The 17,345-nt window shown below is 64.1% G+C and carries 19 protein-coding genes; 11 read left to right on the top strand and 8 right to left on the bottom strand.

Annotation, left to right across the window (positions count from 1 at the left end; genetic code table 11):
* The 5 genes from FB481_RS20220 to pobA all read right to left on the bottom strand — a co-directional run.
* On the bottom strand, positions 1-416 hold a 416-nt coding region (locus tag FB481_RS20220), incomplete at its 3' end, for a sugar nucleotidyltransferase (RefSeq protein WP_147177530.1).
* 3 nt (positions 417-419) lie between these two features.
* Positions 420-1,481 carry a dTDP-glucose 4,6-dehydratase gene (gene rfbB / locus FB481_RS20215; RefSeq protein ID WP_093507161.1) on the bottom strand — a complete coding sequence of 354 codons (1,062 nt, stop codon included), beginning with the start codon at positions 1,479-1,481 and terminating at the stop codon, positions 420-422.
* A 49-nt stretch (positions 1,482-1,530) separates the two neighbouring features.
* On the bottom strand, positions 1,531-2,394 hold the full coding sequence (locus FB481_RS20210) for a neutral zinc metallopeptidase (RefSeq protein WP_147177529.1): 864 nt from the start codon (positions 2,392-2,394) through the stop codon (positions 1,531-1,533).
* A 26-nt stretch (positions 2,395-2,420) separates the two neighbouring features.
* Positions 2,421-2,855 carry a DUF411 domain-containing protein gene (locus FB481_RS20205; protein WP_147177528.1) on the bottom strand — a complete coding sequence of 145 codons (435 nt, stop codon included), beginning with the start codon at positions 2,853-2,855 and terminating at the stop codon, positions 2,421-2,423.
* Positions 2,856-2,909: 54 nt separating this feature from the next.
* On the bottom strand, positions 2,910-4,094 hold the full coding sequence (gene pobA / locus FB481_RS20200; RefSeq protein ID WP_147177527.1) for a 4-hydroxybenzoate 3-monooxygenase: 1,185 nt from the start codon (positions 4,092-4,094) through the stop codon (positions 2,910-2,912).
* A 139-nt stretch (positions 4,095-4,233) separates the two neighbouring features.
* On the opposite strand from pobA, the gene FB481_RS20195 reads away from it, so the two are divergent.
* From FB481_RS20195 to FB481_RS20175, 6 genes are read left to right on the top strand one after another with little or no spacing between them, the layout of a single operon-like run.
* Entirely contained in the window at positions 4,234-5,100 is an 867-nt protein-coding gene (locus FB481_RS20195) for a helix-turn-helix domain-containing protein (RefSeq protein ID WP_147177526.1), read from the top strand.
* Between the two features lie 39 nt (positions 5,101-5,139).
* Positions 5,140-5,529 carry a DUF4345 domain-containing protein gene (locus FB481_RS20190; RefSeq protein ID WP_147177525.1) on the top strand — a complete coding sequence of 130 codons (390 nt, stop codon included), beginning with the start codon at positions 5,140-5,142 and terminating at the stop codon, positions 5,527-5,529.
* A gap of 43 nt (positions 5,530-5,572) precedes the next feature.
* Positions 5,573-5,749, top strand: a complete 177-nt coding sequence (locus tag FB481_RS23250) for a hypothetical protein (protein ID WP_178109909.1) — start codon at positions 5,573-5,575, stop codon at positions 5,747-5,749.
* Positions 5,739-6,122: a hypothetical protein gene (locus FB481_RS20185; protein ID WP_147177524.1), complete on the top strand. Its 384-nt coding sequence runs from the start codon at positions 5,739-5,741 to the stop codon at positions 6,120-6,122. Before FB481_RS23250 ends, FB481_RS20185 begins: the two co-directional genes overlap by 11 nt.
* The gene (locus tag FB481_RS20180; RefSeq protein WP_147177523.1) at positions 6,122-6,835 is read left to right on the top strand and encodes a GntR family transcriptional regulator; all 714 of its coding nucleotides are present in this window, start codon (positions 6,122-6,124) and stop codon (positions 6,833-6,835) included. The genes FB481_RS20185 and FB481_RS20180 overlap by 1 nt, the downstream gene beginning before the upstream one ends.
* On the top strand, positions 6,828-7,295 hold the full coding sequence (locus FB481_RS20175) for a GNAT family N-acetyltransferase (protein WP_147177522.1): 468 nt from the start codon (positions 6,828-6,830) through the stop codon (positions 7,293-7,295). Before FB481_RS20180 ends, FB481_RS20175 begins: the two co-directional genes overlap by 8 nt.
* 66 nt (positions 7,296-7,361) lie before the next feature.
* Here the strand turns inward: FB481_RS20175 and FB481_RS20170 are convergent, their stop codons facing one another.
* Together FB481_RS20170 and FB481_RS20165 are read right to left on the bottom strand one after the other, a co-directional pair.
* Positions 7,362-8,309, bottom strand: coding sequence for a PDR/VanB family oxidoreductase (locus tag FB481_RS20170; protein WP_147177521.1), 948 nt, complete (start codon positions 8,307-8,309; stop codon positions 7,362-7,364).
* A gap of 58 nt (positions 8,310-8,367) precedes the next feature.
* Positions 8,368-9,432, bottom strand: coding sequence for an aromatic ring-hydroxylating dioxygenase subunit alpha (locus FB481_RS20165; protein WP_147177520.1), 1,065 nt, complete (start codon positions 9,430-9,432; stop codon positions 8,368-8,370).
* A gap of 364 nt (positions 9,433-9,796) precedes the next feature.
* Here FB481_RS20165 and FB481_RS20160 point away from each other — a divergent pair, with 364 nt between their 5' ends.
* On the top strand, positions 9,797-11,125 hold the full coding sequence (locus tag FB481_RS20160; RefSeq protein WP_147177519.1) for an MFS transporter: 1,329 nt from the start codon (positions 9,797-9,799) through the stop codon (positions 11,123-11,125).
* Between the two features lie 39 nt (positions 11,126-11,164).
* On the opposite strand, the gene FB481_RS20155 is transcribed toward FB481_RS20160, so the two are convergent.
* A complete protein-coding gene (locus tag FB481_RS20155) occupies positions 11,165-12,466 on the bottom strand; it encodes an OprD family porin (RefSeq protein WP_147177518.1) in 1,302 nt (433 codons plus the stop codon).
* Positions 12,467-12,797: 331 nt separating this feature from the next.
* On the opposite strand from FB481_RS20155, the gene mhpT reads away from it, so the two are divergent.
* From mhpT to FB481_RS20135, 4 genes are all read left to right on the top strand, one after another.
* Positions 12,798-14,015, top strand: coding sequence for a 3-(3-hydroxy-phenyl)propionate transporter MhpT (gene mhpT / locus FB481_RS20150; protein ID WP_147177517.1), 1,218 nt, complete (start codon positions 12,798-12,800; stop codon positions 14,013-14,015).
* A gap of 12 nt (positions 14,016-14,027) precedes the next feature.
* Complete coding sequence (locus FB481_RS20145) at positions 14,028-14,567, top strand: DUF3237 domain-containing protein (RefSeq protein ID WP_147177516.1); 540 nt, start codon at positions 14,028-14,030, stop codon at positions 14,565-14,567.
* A 403-nt stretch (positions 14,568-14,970) separates the two neighbouring features.
* Entirely contained in the window at positions 14,971-15,801 is an 831-nt protein-coding gene (locus FB481_RS20140) for a p-hydroxycinnamoyl CoA hydratase/lyase (RefSeq protein WP_027910143.1), read from the top strand.
* 77 nt (positions 15,802-15,878) lie between these two features.
* Positions 15,879-17,327 carry an aldehyde dehydrogenase gene (locus FB481_RS20135; protein ID WP_147177515.1) on the top strand — a complete coding sequence of 483 codons (1,449 nt, stop codon included), beginning with the start codon at positions 15,879-15,881 and terminating at the stop codon, positions 17,325-17,327.
* Positions 17,328-17,345: the final 18 nt, after the last annotated feature.

Genomic DNA, 17,345 nt, shown 5'->3' with positions numbered 1-17,345 from the left:
TCCTTGACCCAGTAGCCGAATACCGTGGCGCCTTTGTCGGCAGCTGCGGCGCGCAGCAGTTTTTCGGTGAAGTGCTGGCCGTGGAAGATGTTGTCGCCGAGGATCAGGCACACCGAATCGTCGCCGATGAATTCTTCGCCAATGATGAAAGCACGGGCCAGGCCGTCCGGCTCCGGCTGTTCGGCATAGCTCAGCTCAAGGCCGAACTGGCTGCCGTCGCCGAGCAGCTTCTTGAACTGTGGCAGATCGTGGGGCGTGGAAATCACCAGGATTTCGCGGATGCCGGCGAGCATCAGCACCGACAGCGGGTAGTAGATCATCGGCTTGTCGTAGATCGGCAGCAGCTGCTTGGACAGGCCCAGAGTGATCGGGTGCAGCCGGGTGCCGGAACCGCCGGCGAGGATGATGCCTTTCATCGATTACTGCTCCTTGGGGGCGCCGAGCCGTTCGCGCTGGTAGCTGCCGTCCTGTACGCGGCGGCACCAGTCGAGGTTGTCCAGGTACCAGCGAACGGTCTTGCGCAGGCCGCTGGGGAAGGTTTCTTCGGGGATCCAGCCCAGCTCGCGCTCGATCTTGCTGGCGTCGATGGCGTAGCGCAGGTCGTGGCCGGGGCGGTCGGTGACGAAGGTGATCTGTTCGCGGTAGGAACCGGCTGCGCGCGGTTGCAGCTCGTCGAGCAGGTCGCAGATGGCGTGCACCACGTCGAGGTTCTTCTGCTCGTTGTGGCCGCCGATGTTGTAGGTCTCGCCGACCACGCCGCGGGTGACCACCTGCAACAGGGCGCGGGCATGGTCCTCGACGAACAGCCAGTCACGCACCTGCTGGCCATTGCCATACACCGGCAGCGGTTTGCCATCCAGGGCGTTGAGGATCACCAGCGGGATCAGCTTTTCCGGGAAGTGATACGGGCCGTAGTTATTCGAGCAGTTGGTCAGCAGCACCGGCAGGCCATAGGTGCGCTGCCAGGCGCGCACCAGATGGTCCGAGGCGGCCTTGCTGGCCGAGTAGGGCGAGCTGGGCGCGTAGGGCGTGGTTTCGGTGAACAGGTCGTCGACGCCGTGCAGGTCGCCGTATACCTCGTCGGTGGAAATATGATGGAAGCGAAACGCCTGGCGACGGGGCTCGTCTAGCTTGGCCCAGTAAGCACGGGTGGCTTCGAGCAGCGCGTAGGTGCCGACGATATTGGTCTGGATGAAAGCCGCCGGGCCGTCGATGGAGCGGTCGACGTGGGACTCGGCCGCCAGGTGCATGATGGCGTCGGGCTGGAGGTTCGCCAGCGCCTCGCTGACTGCAGCCTGATCGCCGATATCCGCCTGCAGGAAGCGATAGCGCGGGTCGTTCTCGACTTCGCGCAGCGATTCCAGGTTGCCGGCGTAGGTCAGTTTGTCGAGGTTGAGCACCTCATGATCGGTGTTTTTGATCAGGTGACGGATCAGCGCGGAGCCGATAAAGCCCGCGCCACCGGTGACGAGAATGCGCATGTAAGAAGTGCTCGGCCATGAAAAAGGTGAAGTATGCCTGCACCACGAATCATAGACGAGCGCTGGAAAAGGTATCGCAGGCGCCGACCTTGCCGCTTTCGAAGCCGGTGGTGAACCATTGCACGCGTTGTGCCGAGGTGCCGTGGGTGAAGGAGTCCGGCACCACCCGGCCGCGGGCCTGTTGCTGCAGGCGGTCGTCGCCGATGGCGTTGGCGGCGTTCAGGGCCTCTTCCAGGTCGCCGGGCTCCAGCCAGTCCAGGCGGCGCTGGGCGTGGTGCGCCCAGATGCCGGCCAGGCAGTCGGCCTGCAATTCCTGGCGCACCAGCAGGCCGCTGGCGCCCTCCAGGTTCTCGCCACGCTGGCGCGCCGCATCGACCTTGGCGGACACGCCCAGCAGCGTCTGCACGTGGTGGCCGACTTCGTGGGCGATCACGTAGGCCTGGGCAAAGTCGCCGGCTGCGCCGTAGCGTTGTTCCAGATCGCGAAAGAAACTCAGGTCCAGATACACCTGCCGGTCGCCCGGGCAATAGAAGGGACCGACCGCCGAGCTGGCGAAACCGCAGGCCGAGTTCACGCCGCCGTCGAACAGCACCAGTTTCGGGTCCTGATACTGACGGCTGTTGGCCTGGAAGATGGCGCGCCAGGTGTCTTCGGTATCGCCGAGTACCGCGCGGACGAAGTCCGATTGCTCGTCATTGGCCGTCGGGCGATCGGCCTGGGTCGTGCTATAGCCGCCCTGGCCGGCGAGCTGGCCGAGGATCTGCAGCGGGTCCTGGCCCATCAGCAAGCCGACCACCACGACAATGGCGATGCCGCCCAGGCTCAGCCCCCGCCCGCCGCCAAAGCGCATGCCACCACCGCCGTCACGGGCGTCAACGACGTTGTCACTGTGGCGAGCTCGTTTCCAGCGCATGGCGATATCCTTTCAAAGGGGGCGAGTCAGTTGCCCGGATAACTACTGACCACGCTTTCGCCGCCTTGTGCGTCCAATCCAATCACCTGATAGGCGTCGCGAATATTGCCCCGTTCCATGCCCGGCGAGCCGGTGGGCATGCCGGGCGCGGCGATGCCGAGCAGATCGGGGCGCTCGCGCAGTTTGAGGATGTCGGCCGCCGGCACGTGACCTTCGACGAATTTGCCGTCGATCACTCCGGTGTGACAGGAGCCCAGGCGCTCGGGCACGCCGAGGCGCTCCTTGACCGCGTGCATGTCGGTCTCGATATGGTCGTTCACGGTAAAGCCGTTGGCCTGCAGATGGCTGATCCAGCCCTTGCAGCAGCCGCAGTTGGCATCGCGATGTACATCGATGGTCAGCGGCCCGGCGGCCTGGGCGAGGCCGGCGAACAGGCTGGCGACAAGAAGCAGTGGGCGCATGCTGGAATCCTCCGGAAAGATCCCGCGAGCATAGCGCCGCCAGCGGTTGTTTACCTATTCGACAGGTTCGTAGGGCAGCCCCACGTAGTTTTCGGCGATGCTGGTGCGCCCGGCCTCGGAGCCGACGAAGTAGTCTAGCTCGGTCTGGCGCATGCGCGCGGTGAAGGCATCGGTATCCGGGAAGTTGTGCAGCAGGCTGGTCATCCACCAGGAGAAGCGCTCGGCCTTCCAGATGCGCCGCAGGCAGATCGCCGAGTAACGCTCCAGCAGGTCGGGGCGCCGTTCGCGGTACACCTTGAGCAGAATGCGGTACAGGGTACTGACGTCGCTGGCGGCCAGGTTGAGGCCCTTGGCGCCGGTGGGCGGCACGATATGGGCGGCGTCGCCGAGCAGGAACAACTTGCCGTACTGCATGGGCTCGACCACGAAGCTGCGCAGTGGCGCGATGCTCTTCTCGATGGACGGCCCGGTCACAAGGTTGGCCGCGGTGTCGGCCGGCAGGCGCGATTTCAGCTCAGCCCAGAAACGCTCGTCTGACCAGTCTTCGACCTTCTCGTCGGCGTCGACCTGCACGTAATAGCGGGTGCGCGTCGGCGAGCGCATGCTGCACAGGGCAAAGCCACGCGGGTGGCTGGCGTAGATCAGCTCTTCGGCCACCGGCGGGGTGTCGGCCAGCACGCCGAGCCACCCGAACGGATAGACTCGCTCGAACACCTTGAGGGTCTCGGCGGGTATCGATTGCCGGGATACGCCGTGGTAGCCGTCACAACCGGCGATGTAATCGCAGTCCAGGCGATGGGCCTGGCCGTCCTTCTGGTAGCTGACATAAGGCGCGTCATCCTTGAGGTCATGCAACTGCACGTCGCTGACTTGGTAGTGGGTCACGGCGCCGCTTGCCTCACGGGCCTGCATCAGGTCGCGGGTGACTTCGGTCTGGCCGTAGATCATCACCGTCTTGCCGCCGGTAAGGCCCTTGAGGTCGATGCGTTCGCGGCGGCCGTCGAAGGCCAGCTCGAAGCCGTCGTGCACCAGGCCTTCGCGGTCCATGCGGGCGCCAACGCCGGCTTCGCGCAGCAGGTCGGTCATGCCCTGTTCGAGCACCCCGGCGCGGATGCGACCGAGCACGTAGTCCGGGCTCTGGCGTTCGAGAATGACGGTGTCGATGCCGGCGTTGTGCAGCAACTGGCCGAGCAGCAGGCCGGACGGGCCGGCCCCGATGATGGCGACGGAGGTTTTCATGGCGTCCTCGATATTGTTGTTTGGACCGTTGTGCTTGTATTTTTGATTGGCCTTGGCCTTTGGATAAGGCAAATTCACGTCGTTTACTTGGACTTTCATAAACTCCGTTCGCCTATCGGCCATTTTTTGGGAGCGCCCCATGAGCCAGCCGCAGATCGCCGTTCCGGCATTCAAGCTGTATGGCGATGCCCTGGAGTGGCCGACGCCGGACCTGCTGCACTGCGAGTCGATTCCCAAGCGCAGCCGTCTGCACGACTGGGTGATCGAGCCGCACCGTCATCCCGATCTGCTGCAGCTGTTGTACCTGCGCCAGGGCTCGGCGCTGATCGAGGTGGAAGGTGTGCAGTCGCGCATCACCGACGTGGCGCTGCAGGTCTTGCCGCCGTTATGCGTGCACGGCTTCCAGTTTTCCGATGACGTCGACGGCTACGTGCTGACCCTGGCAGCGCCGCTGGTGGCGCAGCTGGAAGCGCAGCTCGGCGCCCAGCACCCGGTGTTCAGCACCTCGGCGCTGTATCCGGTCGGCGGCGACCGCGCCTATCTGGATGGCCTGTTCGATGCCATCGACCGCGAATACGGGCAGAGCGCGCCGGCGCGCAACCTGCTGCTGCAGTCGCTGATCGGCATGATCGCCGTGTGGCTTGGCCGCCAGGTACTGGGGCGTCAGGCCGCTGAGCGACCGGCCCGGGGCGAGCAGCATCTGGCGGCGTTCAACCGTCTGGTGGAGCAGCATTTTCGCGAGCAGTTGTCGGTCGAGGAGTACGCCCGGCGCCTGGGTATCACCACTGCGCACCTGAACAGCATGACCCGCCGTTACGCCGGGCAGAGCGCCCAGGCCCTGGTGCATCAGCGCCAGTTGCTGGAGGCCAAGCGCCTGCTGGTGTACTCGTCGATGACCCTGAGTCAGATTGCCGATGCCCTGCAGTTTTCCGAGCCGGCGTATTTCTCGCGGTTCTTCAAACGCCTTACCGGGTTGACGCCCAGCGCCTTCCGGCAACAGCGCTGAGTGGCCTATGCTGCGCCCACGTGCCCGGAGGACCAAGCCATGCCCGTTGCTCGTCTATTTCTCGTTGTGCAATTGCTGCTGCTCGCCGGCTTCGGCGGCACCTACTTTCTGTGGCCCCAGGAAATGGGTGCGGTCAGCGGCATGCTGCTGATGGAGTCGTCCGCGGTCACCGACGTGCGCGCCCAGTACGGCGCCCTGCCGGTCGGCCTGGCGGTGTTTCTCGCCCTGGCCCTGTGGCGGCCCGAGCTGACCCGCCCGGCCCTGATCCTGCTGCTGGTGCTCTACGCCAGTCTGGCGCTGGGGCGCATCGCCGGCCTGTGGCTCGATGGCGGTGCGCAGCAGACCTTCAACCTGTGGGCGATTTTGTTCGAAGTGGTGTCCGCCGGCCTGGCCGGCTGGGCACTGCAGCGATGGCGCGCGGATCGATGAAGTTACCGGATGTGCTCCTTTCAGCGGCGTGCGGTGTTTTACGATGACGCATCCCGACTACATGTTTAGCGAGATGGATATGCAGGCTTCCCAGGCGCTCGTCGATCACTTTCATTCACTCGATGATGGCGGCAAGCAGTGCTTCTTGCGTGAGTTCCAGCAGCCGCTCGATCAGTCGCTGGCGACCTTCATGCTCAGCGTCGTGACCAGTGACCAGTGATCAGGATGATGATGTGAGGATCGAGGCGGCCAAGATTCTGGGTCTTTACCGGGGCGATTACGATGACGCGTTCATCCGCAGCGCGCTTATCCAGCTCATAAATGCCGGCGACAGCGAGGACGACAGCCTGGTCGTCAATTGCATCCATAGCCTGGCATTGCTCGACCTAGGCGCTGATGAAATCAACTTTGCCCTATCGATCATCGAGCAGGAGAGCTATGTGCTGTTTCAGAGCGCTGCCTTCTCCCTGCTGGAGCAGAACAGGCGACTTCCAGCGGCGCGGGCCGCTCTCGAGCGTCTTGTCGATAATCGAAACTACGGCAAGGCAGCTCGCCGAGCGCTCGATCGGGTTCAGCTGGAGGACAAGCCGTGATGTACAAATCCGGACAGCGGGTGCTGGCGGCACTACGGCAGATGATCGCCTCGGGAGAGCTGGCGGCGGGCGAGCGCATCGCTGAAATCCCTACCGCCGAGCGGTTGCAGGTATCGCGCACGCCGATCCGTATCGCCTTTCGCACCCTCGAGCAGGAAGGCCTGCTGTGCAAGGCGCCGGGCCGGGGCTACACGGTGCGGGCGGTGACCGACGACGACATAGCCGGCGCCGTGGAAGTGCGCGGCGTGCTGGAGGGCCTGGCTGCACGCCAGGCCGCCGAACGCGGCCTCAGTGACGACACTCGGCAGCGCTTGTACGCCTGCCTGGTGGAGGGCGATCAGCTGTTCGACAAGGGCCATGTGGTGATGGAGGAACTGGAGATCTACCACGACCTCAATAAACGCTTCCATCAGGCGATCATCGAGGCCAGTGGCAACAGCGCCATCGCCGTGGCGCTGTCGCGCAACGATCACCTGCCGTTCGCCTCGGTCAGCTCCCTGGCCGTGGATGGCAACGACATGGCGCGCGAGTACCGGCGCTTCAGCTTTGCCCACATGCAGCACCACGCCGTCTACGACGCACTGGTCAACGGCCAGGGCGCGCGCGCCGAAGGCATCATGCGCGAGCACGCCAACGCCACCATGCGTTACGCCCGGGCGATGCAGAGCGATGAAACGGGTGAAGCCGCGATGACGATCCTGCGCGATGGCTGAGGTGCAGTGGGCGATCCGCCCGGCCCGGGAGGCGGATGCCGAAGCCATCAGCAGGGTCATCGTGCAGACCTTAAGGCTCAGCAATGCCGCGGATTATCCGTCGCAGCTGATCGAGCGAGTGGCGGCCAATTTCGATGCTGGCGGTGTGCGTGGGCTGATGAAATCACGGCAGGTGTTCGTCGCGCTCGATGACGAGCGTGTGATTGCCACCGCTAGCCTGGCTGGGGATGTGGTGAGGTCGGTGTTCGTGCTACCCGAGATGCAGGGGCGTGGAGTGGGCAAGGCGCTGATGGGCTATGTCGAAGGTGTTGCCCTGGCCGCTGGTGTGCAGTGCTTGCGGGTGCCTGCTTCGTTGACGGCGGTGCCTTTCTATACGGCGCTGGGCTATGCCGTGGTGCGTGAAGTGGTCGAAGGCGATGAGCGCACCTTGGTGATGGCGCGCCAGCTCGGTGTTGGGTAATCGGCTCAGGATGGTGTCGTGTATTCGATTTGGTGGGCTTCAGCCCACCATCGCTGCCGGCAGGGATCAGATATCCAACACCAACCGCGCGCTTTTCGCCCTTGAACAGCAGGGCGTGAATTGGTCGTTGGCGGCCTGCTCATCCTCGGTGAGAAACAGATCCCGATGATCCGGCTCACCCTCCAGAACGCGGGTCAGGCAGGTGCCGCAGATGCCTTGTTCGCAGGACACCGGAATCTCCACGCCGACGCCGCGCAGCACCTCCACCACGCTGACGCCTTCCGGCACCTGCAACACTTCACCGCTGCTTGCCAGCTGAATCTCGAAGCCGGTTTTCGGCTGATCGTCCGGCTCGGCGCTGAAGTATTCGCGGTGCAGGTTGTCGTTGGCCCAGCCCAGCCCGCGTGCGCTGTCCAACACATGTTCCATAAAGCCGCTTGGGCCGCAGACGTACAGGTGTGTCTGCGCCTGAGCCGGGCCGATAAGCGCGGCGGTGTCCGGGCGTTTGCTCGGCTCGCCGTCGTCGAAATGCAGGTGCACGCGGTCGGCGAACGATGACTGGCGCAGGCGCTCGACGAAGGCGGCCTGCGGCGCCGAGCGGGCGAAGTAGTGCAGGGTGAAATCGCCGCCGGTGTGGCTCAGGCGTTCGGCCATGCACAGGATCGGGGTAATGCCGATACCGCCGGCCATCAGCAGGTGGCGCCTGGCATCGTGCTGCAGGGGGAACAGGTTGCGCGGCTCGCTGATGCGCAGCCGCACGCCCTGCTCGAGGCCGTGCATGGCGATGGAGCCGCCGCGCGAATCGGCGCTGCGCAGCACGGCGATCTGGTAGCGGTGCCGTTCTTCGGGGTGGTTGCACAGCGAATACTGGCGGATCAGCCCGTCCGGCAGGTGCACATCGATATGGGCGCCGGCACTGAAGGCGGGTAGCGGTTCTCCGTCGGCACGGGCCAGGTCGAAGCTGAGGATGTCCTGGGCCTGGGGCTCAATGGCGGTGACGATGACGTCGATCATGGTGGCGCTCTCGTAAGGGCTGGCGCGCGCCACCTGGGCGGCGTGCGACGGGCAGGGGTCAGCCGACCTGGCGGACGTCGATTTTCTGGGCGGCGAGGGCCTGCTCTTCAGCGAGCAGGCGGTCGATGATGCGTCGCGACTGCACGCCACCAGCGTCGATGTTGAGCTTGAGCAGCTGGCGCTCGGGCTGCCAGAGCAGGTTGCGCTGCTGGCGTTCGAGCATCTCCAGGTCCTCGCTGAAAATCTTGCCCTGGCCTTCACGAATGCTGTCGGTCAGTGCCTGGTCCTCGGGCTTGAAGCTGCGCGCCATGCCCCAGAAGTACCAGATCGAGGTTTCGCTCTCCGGGGTTATGAAATCGACCACGATGCTCGCCGCCTTGACCGCGGCTGGCGCCTCGTAACCGCCATGACCGGCGTGGGCCACACCGACTTCGATCATCACGTGACTGGGTGGGTTGAAGCGGCAGATCTGCCAGCGGTCCACCGGCACGTCGTCGGCCAGGCCGTTGCCGCGCAGCGCCATGCGCCAGAAGGGCGGGGCCATGATGTTTTCCATATGGCGGCTGGTGATCACCTCATCGCCTTCGACCTTGGTGACTGGCGGCGCTTCGTCGATTTCCTTCTGGCCGATGCTGGAGGTGTGCACGTAGGTTTCGTGGGTCAGGTCCATCAGATTGTCGATCATCAGGCGATAATCGCAGTTGATGTGGAATAGCCCGCCGCCGTAGGCCCAGTCGGGATTTTCCGCCCATTCCAGATGATGGATGGTGGCCGGATCGGCCAGTGCCTGATCGCCGGTCCACACCCAGATGAAGCCATAGCGCTCCACCGCCGCGAAGGCGCGAATGCCGGGAAAGCCGCGCACTCGTTGGCCGGGCATCGATACGGTCTTGCCCTCGCAGCCCATCTCCAGGCCGTGATAGCCGCAGATCAGGTTGCCGTTCTCGACATAGCCGAGCGACAGCGGCGCGCCGCGGTGCGGGCAGAAATCCTCGAGGGCGACGACCTGACCTTCGGCGCCACGGTAAAAGACGATCTTTTCCCCGCAGATCTGCCGGCCCAGAGGCTTCTCGGCAATTTCGTCGGGGGTGCAGGCTACATACCAGGCATTTTTCGGGTACATGACGACCTCGGTTATTGTTGGAGTTATTGGATCCAATGGTTGGTTTTTAATCAGCCTACTGTCAAGGGTGGTTCGGGAAAATAGTTAATAAAACAAACTGTCCGATCAGCGAACGTATTCTTCAAGGCTTCGCGATTATGCAAGGCCTTGAACGGTACGGGCTCGACGTGACTGCGGACCGGATTCGGCGCCACGACGCTGCCAGCATGGATTGAAAATTGGATCCATTTCTGCAACGGTTACGACGGCTGTTCCATAAAAACAATTCAGGATCTGCGCCGATGATTATTCGTCCATTCCCCTCGGCTGCCGCCTGTGGCAGGCCGTTCCTTGTTTATCCAGCAGTGGTTGCAGGAGGTGCGCGATGAGCGACCTCAGGCAAGTCGTCGACCAGGGCCCGATGCGCGGCTTTCAGTGGGTCGCCATCGCCGTCTGCGTCGTGCTCAACATGATCGACGGCTTCGATGTGCTGGTAATGGCCTTCACGGCCTCGTCGGTGGCCGCCGACTGGTCGCTGAGCGGCGCGCAACTGGGCATGCTGCTCAGTGCCGGACTGCTCGGCATGGCGGCCGGCTCGCTGTTCATCGCGCCCTGGGCCGATCGCATTGGTCGGCGCCCGCTGATCCTGCTGTGTCTGGTGATTTCCGGCACTGGCATGCTGCTTTCGTCGCTCAGCCAGACGCCCACCCAGCTGGCGCTGCTGCGTGGCCTGACCGGGCTGGGCATCGGCGGCATTCTGGCCAGCAGCAACGTGATCGCCAGCGAATACGCCAGCAAACGCTGGCGCGGCCTGGCGGTCAGCCTGCAATCCACCGGTTATGCCCTGGGCGCCACCTTCGGCGGTCTGCTGGCGGTGTGGCTGCTGTCGCACTGGGGCTGGCGCTCGGTGTTCTTCGCCGGCGGCCTGATGACCTTCGCAGCCATCGTGCCGGTGCTGCTGTGGCTGCCCGAATCTCTGGACTTCCTGCTCTCCCGGCAGCCGGCCAAGGCGCTGGAACGGGTCAACCGCCTGGCCGCGAAACTGGATCGGCCGAGCCTGACTGCACTGCCGGCGTTACCGGTCGGTGGCCACGGCAACAGCGGCGCCTTCGCGCGCTTGTTCGATCCCGAGCAACGGCGCAGCACACTGCTGATCTGGGTACTGTTCTTCCTGGTGATGTTCGGCTTTTACTTCATCATGAGCTGGACGCCCAAGCTGCTCACCCAGTCCGGCCTGTCGGTGCAGCAAGGCGTCACTGGCGGTGTGCTGCTGAGCATCGGCGGTATCTTCGGCGCGACCTTGCTGGGGTTGTTGTCGGCGCGTTTTTCCCTGACGCGGGTGCTCGCTGGTTTTATGCTGATTACCGCAGTACTGCTGGTGGTATTCACCAGTCTCGGTTCCTCGTTCAGTGCCGCGCTGGGCATGGGCCTGCTGATCGGGCTGTTCTCCAATGGCTGCGTCGCCGGGCTGTATGCGCTGTCGCCGTTGATCTACGGCGCCTCGGTACGGGCTACCGGTGTGGGCTGGGCGATTGGTATCGGACGTGGTGGGGCGATTCTCTCGCCTACCGTGGCAGGCTTGATGCTCGATGATGGCTGGCAGCCGCTGCAGCTGTACACCTGGTTTGCCCTGGTGTTTGTGGCCGCAGCGGTGCTGTTGTTGACCTTGCTGCCGGCACAGAAGCCGCAGCAGATGACGCCGGCTCAGGCCTGAGCCGCAGCGGGCGCGAGGTTGGTCCTCGCGCCCGCTCCCTCACCAGAGTGCCAGGGTGTAGTCGATGTGCAGGCGGGTCTGGTTTTCGTCGCGGAAGGCCGCACCGGCAGCGAAGTCGTTGCGATAGATCGAGTGCCGCGCTTTGAGGCCGACGCCCTTGAACGTGCCGCTCTGGATCACGTAGCCGATCTCCATCTGCAGTTCGCGCTCCTTGAGGTCGGCGCCGCCCAGGGTCGGCAGCTCGATGTTGTCGCCACGCAGGTAACGCAGACGCGTCTTAAGTCCAGGCAGGCCGGCAGCCGCGAAGTCATAGTCGTAGATCGCCTGCCAGGTGCGTTCCTTGGGGTTGAGGAAGTCCGAGCTCATCGCCATCTCGCTGATCACCATCGACTCGGTGCCGGAAATGTACGGCTTGGCCGTGTCGCCGCTCTGGTGCATGTAGCCCAGGGTGAAGCGATGGCCATCGAGGGCGTAGGCGAACTGCGCGGCGAGGTTGCGGTTGTCCACTTTGCCGGCCTTGGCGCTGCCATCCTCGTTGCTGATAAAGGCGCGCAGGTCGGTGCTGAACACGCCAGGCCCCACTGGCAGCTCGTGCAGCAGACCGAAGTATTCCTGGCGGTACAGGTCGGCGACCGAGGTGTGGTAGGCGCGCAGCTTCAGGCCTTTGCTGAGCTGGTAGTCACCGCCGAAGAACGCCGCGTGGGAGCTTTCTGCCGCCGGGTTGAAGCGTCGGTTCGGTGAGGCCACCGTCATTGCTTGGTAGTTGGTGGAGTCGCGGCGATTGATGCGGTCGAGGTAGCCGGCATTGAGGGTCAGATTCTCGATATCCATGGACTGCAGGTAAGCGCCGCGAAAGCTCTGCGGCAGCAGTCGCGCCGGGCTGGCGACGATGGAGGGCAGGAAGGGCGAGACGTCGCCGACCTTCAGCACGCTCTTGCCGGCGCGGATCTTGGCGGTCGGCGCCAGGCGTGAATATTCGTCGGCGGCTCGCCCGCTGCTGGCGGAAACTGGCAGCAGCTCGGTGCCGCTGCGGTCAGGCGAGGAATCCAGCTTCACGCCCAGCAGGCCGGTGACGTCCAGGCCGAAGCCGACATTACCCGGCGTGTAGCCGGACTCCATCTTGAGGATGAAACCCTGGGCCCATTCGCGGGCCGCCGACTTGGCGCCGTCGTCCTTGTAGTCGCGATCCATGTAGTAGTTGCGGGTGGTCAGCTTGGCGCTGCTGTTTTCGACGAAGCCGTCGGCCAGGGCGTGGCCGGCGAACAGGGCGGGGGCCAGCAGCAGGCTGGTCAGTGAGCCGCGGCGAATTGAACGGGAATCGAGCGCCCGGAGGTTGTGCATGTCATTGTCCTTTTATTGTTGTTTTTCGCCCCGCCGATGTGGGCGGTGGAGGCAGCGCTGGTCGCGTTGCGTGGGGCGAGAATGGAAAGGCAATGGTGGGTGGTCAATTCGCTTTGCTCGATAATCGAACGTTAAATAATTTAATTATTTTGTAGGTTAATAAAAATTCTTAGCTAAGTGATTGATCCGTCTCGGTTATCACCGAATTAGGCGGTCAGGCTGGATTACTTTCGTTATCCATTATCTTTGTTAATCTTTTTTCAGGCTTCGCAGGCTGCTCCTTTCGGTGCCCTGTGAGCGACCACAACAACAATAAAATCGAGGGTTACCCATGGATACGTCATCGCGTCGTTCGACGCTGACCGTCACGCTGTGTTTTATCGTCGCGCTCATCGAAGGGCTGGACCTGCAATCGGCGGGCATCGCCGCTGCGGGCATTCGCCAGGCGTTCGAACTGGATCAGAAAATGATGGGCTGGATGTTCAGCGCCAGCATCATCGGCCTGCTGCCCGGGGCGTTCTTTGGCGGCTGGCTGGCCGACCGCATTGGTCGCAAGGGCGTGCTGATCGGCGCGGTCATCCTGTTCGGCATCTTTTCCCTGTGGACGGCCTTTGTCACCAGCGTCAACGGCCTGCTGCTGGCGCGCCTGATGACCGGCCTGGGCTTGGGCGCCGCGCTGCCGAATCTGATCGCCCTGTGCGCCGAAGCAGTGGAAGAGCGTCGCCGCGGCACAGCCATCAGCATCATGTACTGCGGCGTGCCGCTGGGCGGCGCCATCGCGGCAGTGGTGGGCATGCTCGGTGGTGAAAGCTGGCAGACGGTATTCATCGTCGGCGGTGTGGCGCCACTGCTGATCGCTCCGCTGCTGGTGTTCGCGCTGCCCGAGTCGCGGGACTTCCGTGAGCAGCACCAGGGCGTTGCGCCAGCGCGCGAATCTACCGTGCAGGCGCTGTTCGGCGAGGGCCGTGCCGGTGCCACGCTGGCGCTGTGGGTCAGCTACTTCTTCACCCTGACGGTGATGTACATGCTGCTCAACTGGCTGCCGTCGCTGCTGCTCGCGCAGGGCTTCAGCAAGCCCCAGGCTGGCACCATCCAGATGCTGTTCAACATCGGCGGCGCCATCGGTTCGCTGCTCGGCGGCGTGCTGCTGGATCGTCGTGGTCGTACCGGCGTGGTGCTATTCGCCTATGGCGGCGTGCTGGCGTCACTGGCTGGTTTGGGCCTGGCGTCGGGCATGCTGGCCATGGCGATTGCCGGGTTCGCGGCTGGCTTGTTCATCATCGCGGCGCAACTGGTGCTCTACGCACTGGCGCCGCCGGCCTATCCGACTTCGGTGCGTGCAACTGGCGTAGGTGCTGCGGTGGCGGTGGGGCGCCTGGGCTCGGTCTCCGGCCCATTGGCTGCCGGGCAGATTCTCGCCGCGGGCGCCGGCACCACCGGTGTGCTGCTGGCAGCCTCTCCTGGATTGGTGATCGCTGCCCTGGTGGTGCTCGGCATGAGCCGGCGGCGCGCTGCCGAAGCGCCAGGCGCATCGACGACATCGCACTGAAGGCGCTGACCGATGAGCAGACTGACGCAATTGATTGGCCTGTTGCTATGCCTGGCAAGCAGCCTGGGCAATGCCGATGTGAGCACGCCGCCGCCGCTCAAGCTCGAACCCCTGGCGCGCTTCACCGTGAACCTCGAAGCGCCGGTCTGGGAGCTCGGTGCCGTTGGCCCGCAAGGCCAGCGGCGGATCATTCCGATCACCAGCGGGCACTTCGACGGCCCTGGCTTCAAGGGCAAGATTCTCAACAATGGCGCCGACTGGCAGCTGGTCGACAGCAATGGCCTGGCAATCATCGACACCCGCTACCTGTTGCAGACCGATGACGGCGCCCTGGTCTATCTGCAGACCAAGGGCTTTCGCCACGGCCCGGCCGAGGTACTGCGCAAGGTGGCCAAGGGCGAGCCGGTGGACCCGTCGCAGTATTACTTCCGCATCACCATGCAGTTCGAGACCGGCGACCCACGCTACAGCTGGCTCAACGGCATGGTCGGAGTCGGCAGCGCGATGCGCCTGCAGAAGACGGTGATTTACGACGGCTTCATTGTGAAATGACCGGTGCTGCGGCGGCCTTGCGCCGCCGCACTTTTCTACAGGTAATAAAAAACCCGCCGAAGCGGGCTTTTACTGACCAATGCCAACATCCTGTCGGCTGCCATCCTAGCTATGGTCACGTCATCCATGACCCTGAGCACGTCCTGTGCTGCAGGTATGGGCATAGATTACGGCGCGGGCCGGGGTGTCACCAGAGCGAACCGGCGCGCCGTCGTGTAAGCCTTTGGCTATAGCGAAGCGCCAATGTGACCGATTCGAGGTTATTCGGACGTGTGAACAGGCGGCTTTGGAAGGTGAGTGTCCGAATTCGGCATAGATGGTGATTTTGATTAATAGTTAATTGACATAACTATTTTTCAGGATTAGCTTCTGTTCATCGACAACCAAAACAAGAGCATTCCCCATGAGCAAGTACGAAGGCCGCTGGCAAACCGTCAAGGTCGATGTCGAAGAAGGCATCGCCTGGGTCACCCTCAACCGCCCGGAAAAACGCAACGCCATGAGCCCGACCCTCAACCGCGAGATGGTCGAGATCCTCGAGGTGCTGGAGCAGGACGCCGAGGCCCGCGTACTGGTGCTGACCGGTGCTGGCGAGTCCTGGACCGCAGGCATGGACCTCAAGGAATACTTCCGCGAAGTGGACGCCGGCCCGGAGATTCTTCAGGAGAAGATCCGCCGCGAAGCCTCGCAGTGGCAGTGGAAACTGCTGCGCATGTACGCCAAGCCGACCATCGCCATGGTCAACGGCTGGTGCTTCGGTGGCGGTTTCAGCCCGCTGGTGGCCTGTGACCTGGCGATCTGCGCCGACGAGGCGACCTTCGGTCTCTCGGAAATCAACTGGGGCATCCCGCCGGGCAACCTGGTCAGCAAGGCTATGGCCGACACCGTGGGCCATCGCCAGTCGCTGTACTACATCATGACCGGCAAGACCTTCGACGGTAAGAAGGCCGCCGAGATGGGCCTGGTCAACGAAAGCGTGCCGCTGGCCCAACTGCGCGACACCACTCTGGAACTGGCGCGCAACCTGCTCGAAAAGAACCCGGTGGTGCTGCGTGCTGCCAAGCACGGCTTCAAGCGTTGCCGCGAGCTGACCTGGGAGCAGAACGAGGATTACCTGTACGCCAAGCTCGACCAGTCGCGTTTGCTGGACGAAGAAGGCGGTCGCGAGCAGGGTATGAAGCAGTTCCTCGACGACAAGACCATCAAGCCCGGTCTGCAGGCCTACAAGCGCTGATCGCCTAGGCTTGTATTACGCGGCGTCCGCCATGGCGTCGCGAGCGTTTCCGACAACGACAACAATGAGGAATCACCATGCTGGACGTGCCCCTGCTGATCGGCGGCCGCTCGTGCCCCTCCCGCGACGAGCGCACCTTCGAACGTCGTAACCCGGTAACCGGCGAGGTGGTATCGCGCGTCGCCGCCGCCACCCTTGAAGATGCCGACGCTGCGGTGGCTGCCGCCCAGGCCGCGTTTCCCGCTTGGGCCGCGCTGGCGCCCAACGAACGGCGCACGCGCCTGCTCAAGGCGGCTGAGCAGATGCAGGCACGCGCCAGCGAGTTCATCGCCGCCGCCGGGGAAACCGGGGCCATGGCCAACTGGTACGGCTTCAACGTGCACCTGGCCAGCAACATGCTGCGTGAGGCGGCGTCGCTGACCACTCAGATCAACGGTGAGGTGATTCCTTCCGACGTGCCCGGCAGTTTCGCCATGGCGCTGCGCCAACCCTGCGGTGTGGTGCTGGGTATCGCGCCGTGGAACGCCCCAGTGATTCTCGCCACTCGCGCCATCGCCATGCCGCTGGCCTGCGGCAACACCGTGGTGCTCAAGGCGTCCGAGCTGAGCCCCGCCGTTCACCGGCTGATCGGCCAGGTGCTGCAGGATGCCGGCTTGGGTGACGGCGTGGTCAACGTGATCAGCAACGCGCCGGCCCACGCCGCGGCGATCGTCGAACGGCTGATTGCCAACCCGGCGGTACGGCGGGTCAACTTCACCGGCTCGACCAAGGTCGGGCGCATCGTCGGCGAGCTGTCCGCCCGGCACCTCAAACCGGCTCTGCTGGAGCTCGGTGGCAAGGCCCCGTTCTTGGTACTCGACGATGCCGACCTGGACGCCGCCGTCGAAGCCGCGGCGTTCGGGGCCTATTTCAACCAGGGGCAGATCTGCATGTCCACCGAGCGCCTGGTGGTCGATAGCAAAGTGGCCGACACCTTCGTCGCCAAACTGGCAGCGAAGATCGCTACCCTGCGTGCCGGTGACCCGGCCGACAGCGCTTCGGTGCTCGGCTCGCTGGTCGACACCTCGGCAGGCGAGCGCATCAAGGCGCTGGTCGACGATGCCGTTGGCAAGGGCGCGAAGTTGATCGCTGGCGGCCAGGTCGAGGGCAGCATCATGCAGGCGACGCTGCTCGACCACGTCACCCCGGCGATGCGCCTGTATGCCGAGGAGTCCTTCGGGCCGGTTGCCGTGGTGCTGCGCGGCAGTGGCGACGAAGAGTTGCTGCGCCTGGCCAACGACTCCGAGTTCGGCCTGTCGTCGGCGATCTTCAGTCGCGATACCACCCGCGCGCTGGCCCTTGCCCAGCGCGTCGAGTCGGGCATCTGCCATATCAACGGGCCGACCGTGCACGACGAGGCGCAGATGCCCTTCGGCGGCGTCAAGGCCAGTGGCTACGGCAGTTTCGGCGGCAAGTCGGCCATCGAACAGTTCACCCAGTTGCGCTGGGTGACCCTGCAGAATGGCCCGCGGCATTACCCGATCTAGCCCAGCGTTTGCGACATT

The sequence above is a fragment of the Pseudomonas sp. AG1028 genome, from assembly GCF_007993955.1.
Taxonomy (GTDB): domain Bacteria; phylum Pseudomonadota; class Gammaproteobacteria; order Pseudomonadales; family Pseudomonadaceae; genus Aquipseudomonas; species Aquipseudomonas straminea.
The sequence above is the reverse complement of the archived record's forward strand: the minus strand, read 5'-3'. Positions and strand labels throughout refer to the sequence as shown.

Coding starts and splice junctions, on each gene's coding strand:
- rfbB (WP_093507161.1), bottom strand. CDS start 1,481: ATGCGCATTCTCGTCACCGGTGGCGCGGGCTTTATCGGCTCCGCGCTG.
- FB481_RS20210 (WP_147177529.1), bottom strand. CDS start 2,394: ATGCGCTGGAAACGAGCTCGCCACAGTGACAACGTCGTTGACGCCCGT.
- FB481_RS20205 (WP_147177528.1), bottom strand. CDS start 2,855: ATGCGCCCACTGCTTCTTGTCGCCAGCCTGTTCGCCGGCCTCGCCCAG.
- pobA (WP_147177527.1), bottom strand. CDS start 4,094: ATGAAAACCTCCGTCGCCATCATCGGGGCCGGCCCGTCCGGCCTGCTG.
- FB481_RS20195 (WP_147177526.1), top strand. CDS start 4,234: ATGAGCCAGCCGCAGATCGCCGTTCCGGCATTCAAGCTGTATGGCGAT.
- FB481_RS20190 (WP_147177525.1), top strand. CDS start 5,140: ATGCCCGTTGCTCGTCTATTTCTCGTTGTGCAATTGCTGCTGCTCGCC.
- FB481_RS23250 (WP_178109909.1), top strand. CDS start 5,573: ATGACGCATCCCGACTACATGTTTAGCGAGATGGATATGCAGGCTTCC.
- FB481_RS20180 (WP_147177523.1), top strand. CDS start 6,122: ATGTACAAATCCGGACAGCGGGTGCTGGCGGCACTACGGCAGATGATC.
- FB481_RS20175 (WP_147177522.1), top strand. CDS start 6,828: ATGGCTGAGGTGCAGTGGGCGATCCGCCCGGCCCGGGAGGCGGATGCC.
- FB481_RS20170 (WP_147177521.1), bottom strand. CDS start 8,309: ATGATCGACGTCATCGTCACCGCCATTGAGCCCCAGGCCCAGGACATC.
- FB481_RS20165 (WP_147177520.1), bottom strand. CDS start 9,432: ATGTACCCGAAAAATGCCTGGTATGTAGCCTGCACCCCCGACGAAATT.
- FB481_RS20160 (WP_147177519.1), top strand. CDS start 9,797: ATGAGCGACCTCAGGCAAGTCGTCGACCAGGGCCCGATGCGCGGCTTT.
- FB481_RS20155 (WP_147177518.1), bottom strand. CDS start 12,466: ATGCACAACCTCCGGGCGCTCGATTCCCGTTCAATTCGCCGCGGCTCA.
- mhpT (WP_147177517.1), top strand. CDS start 12,798: ATGGATACGTCATCGCGTCGTTCGACGCTGACCGTCACGCTGTGTTTT.
- FB481_RS20145 (WP_147177516.1), top strand. CDS start 14,028: ATGAGCAGACTGACGCAATTGATTGGCCTGTTGCTATGCCTGGCAAGC.
- FB481_RS20140 (WP_027910143.1), top strand. CDS start 14,971: ATGAGCAAGTACGAAGGCCGCTGGCAAACCGTCAAGGTCGATGTCGAA.
- FB481_RS20135 (WP_147177515.1), top strand. CDS start 15,879: ATGCTGGACGTGCCCCTGCTGATCGGCGGCCGCTCGTGCCCCTCCCGC.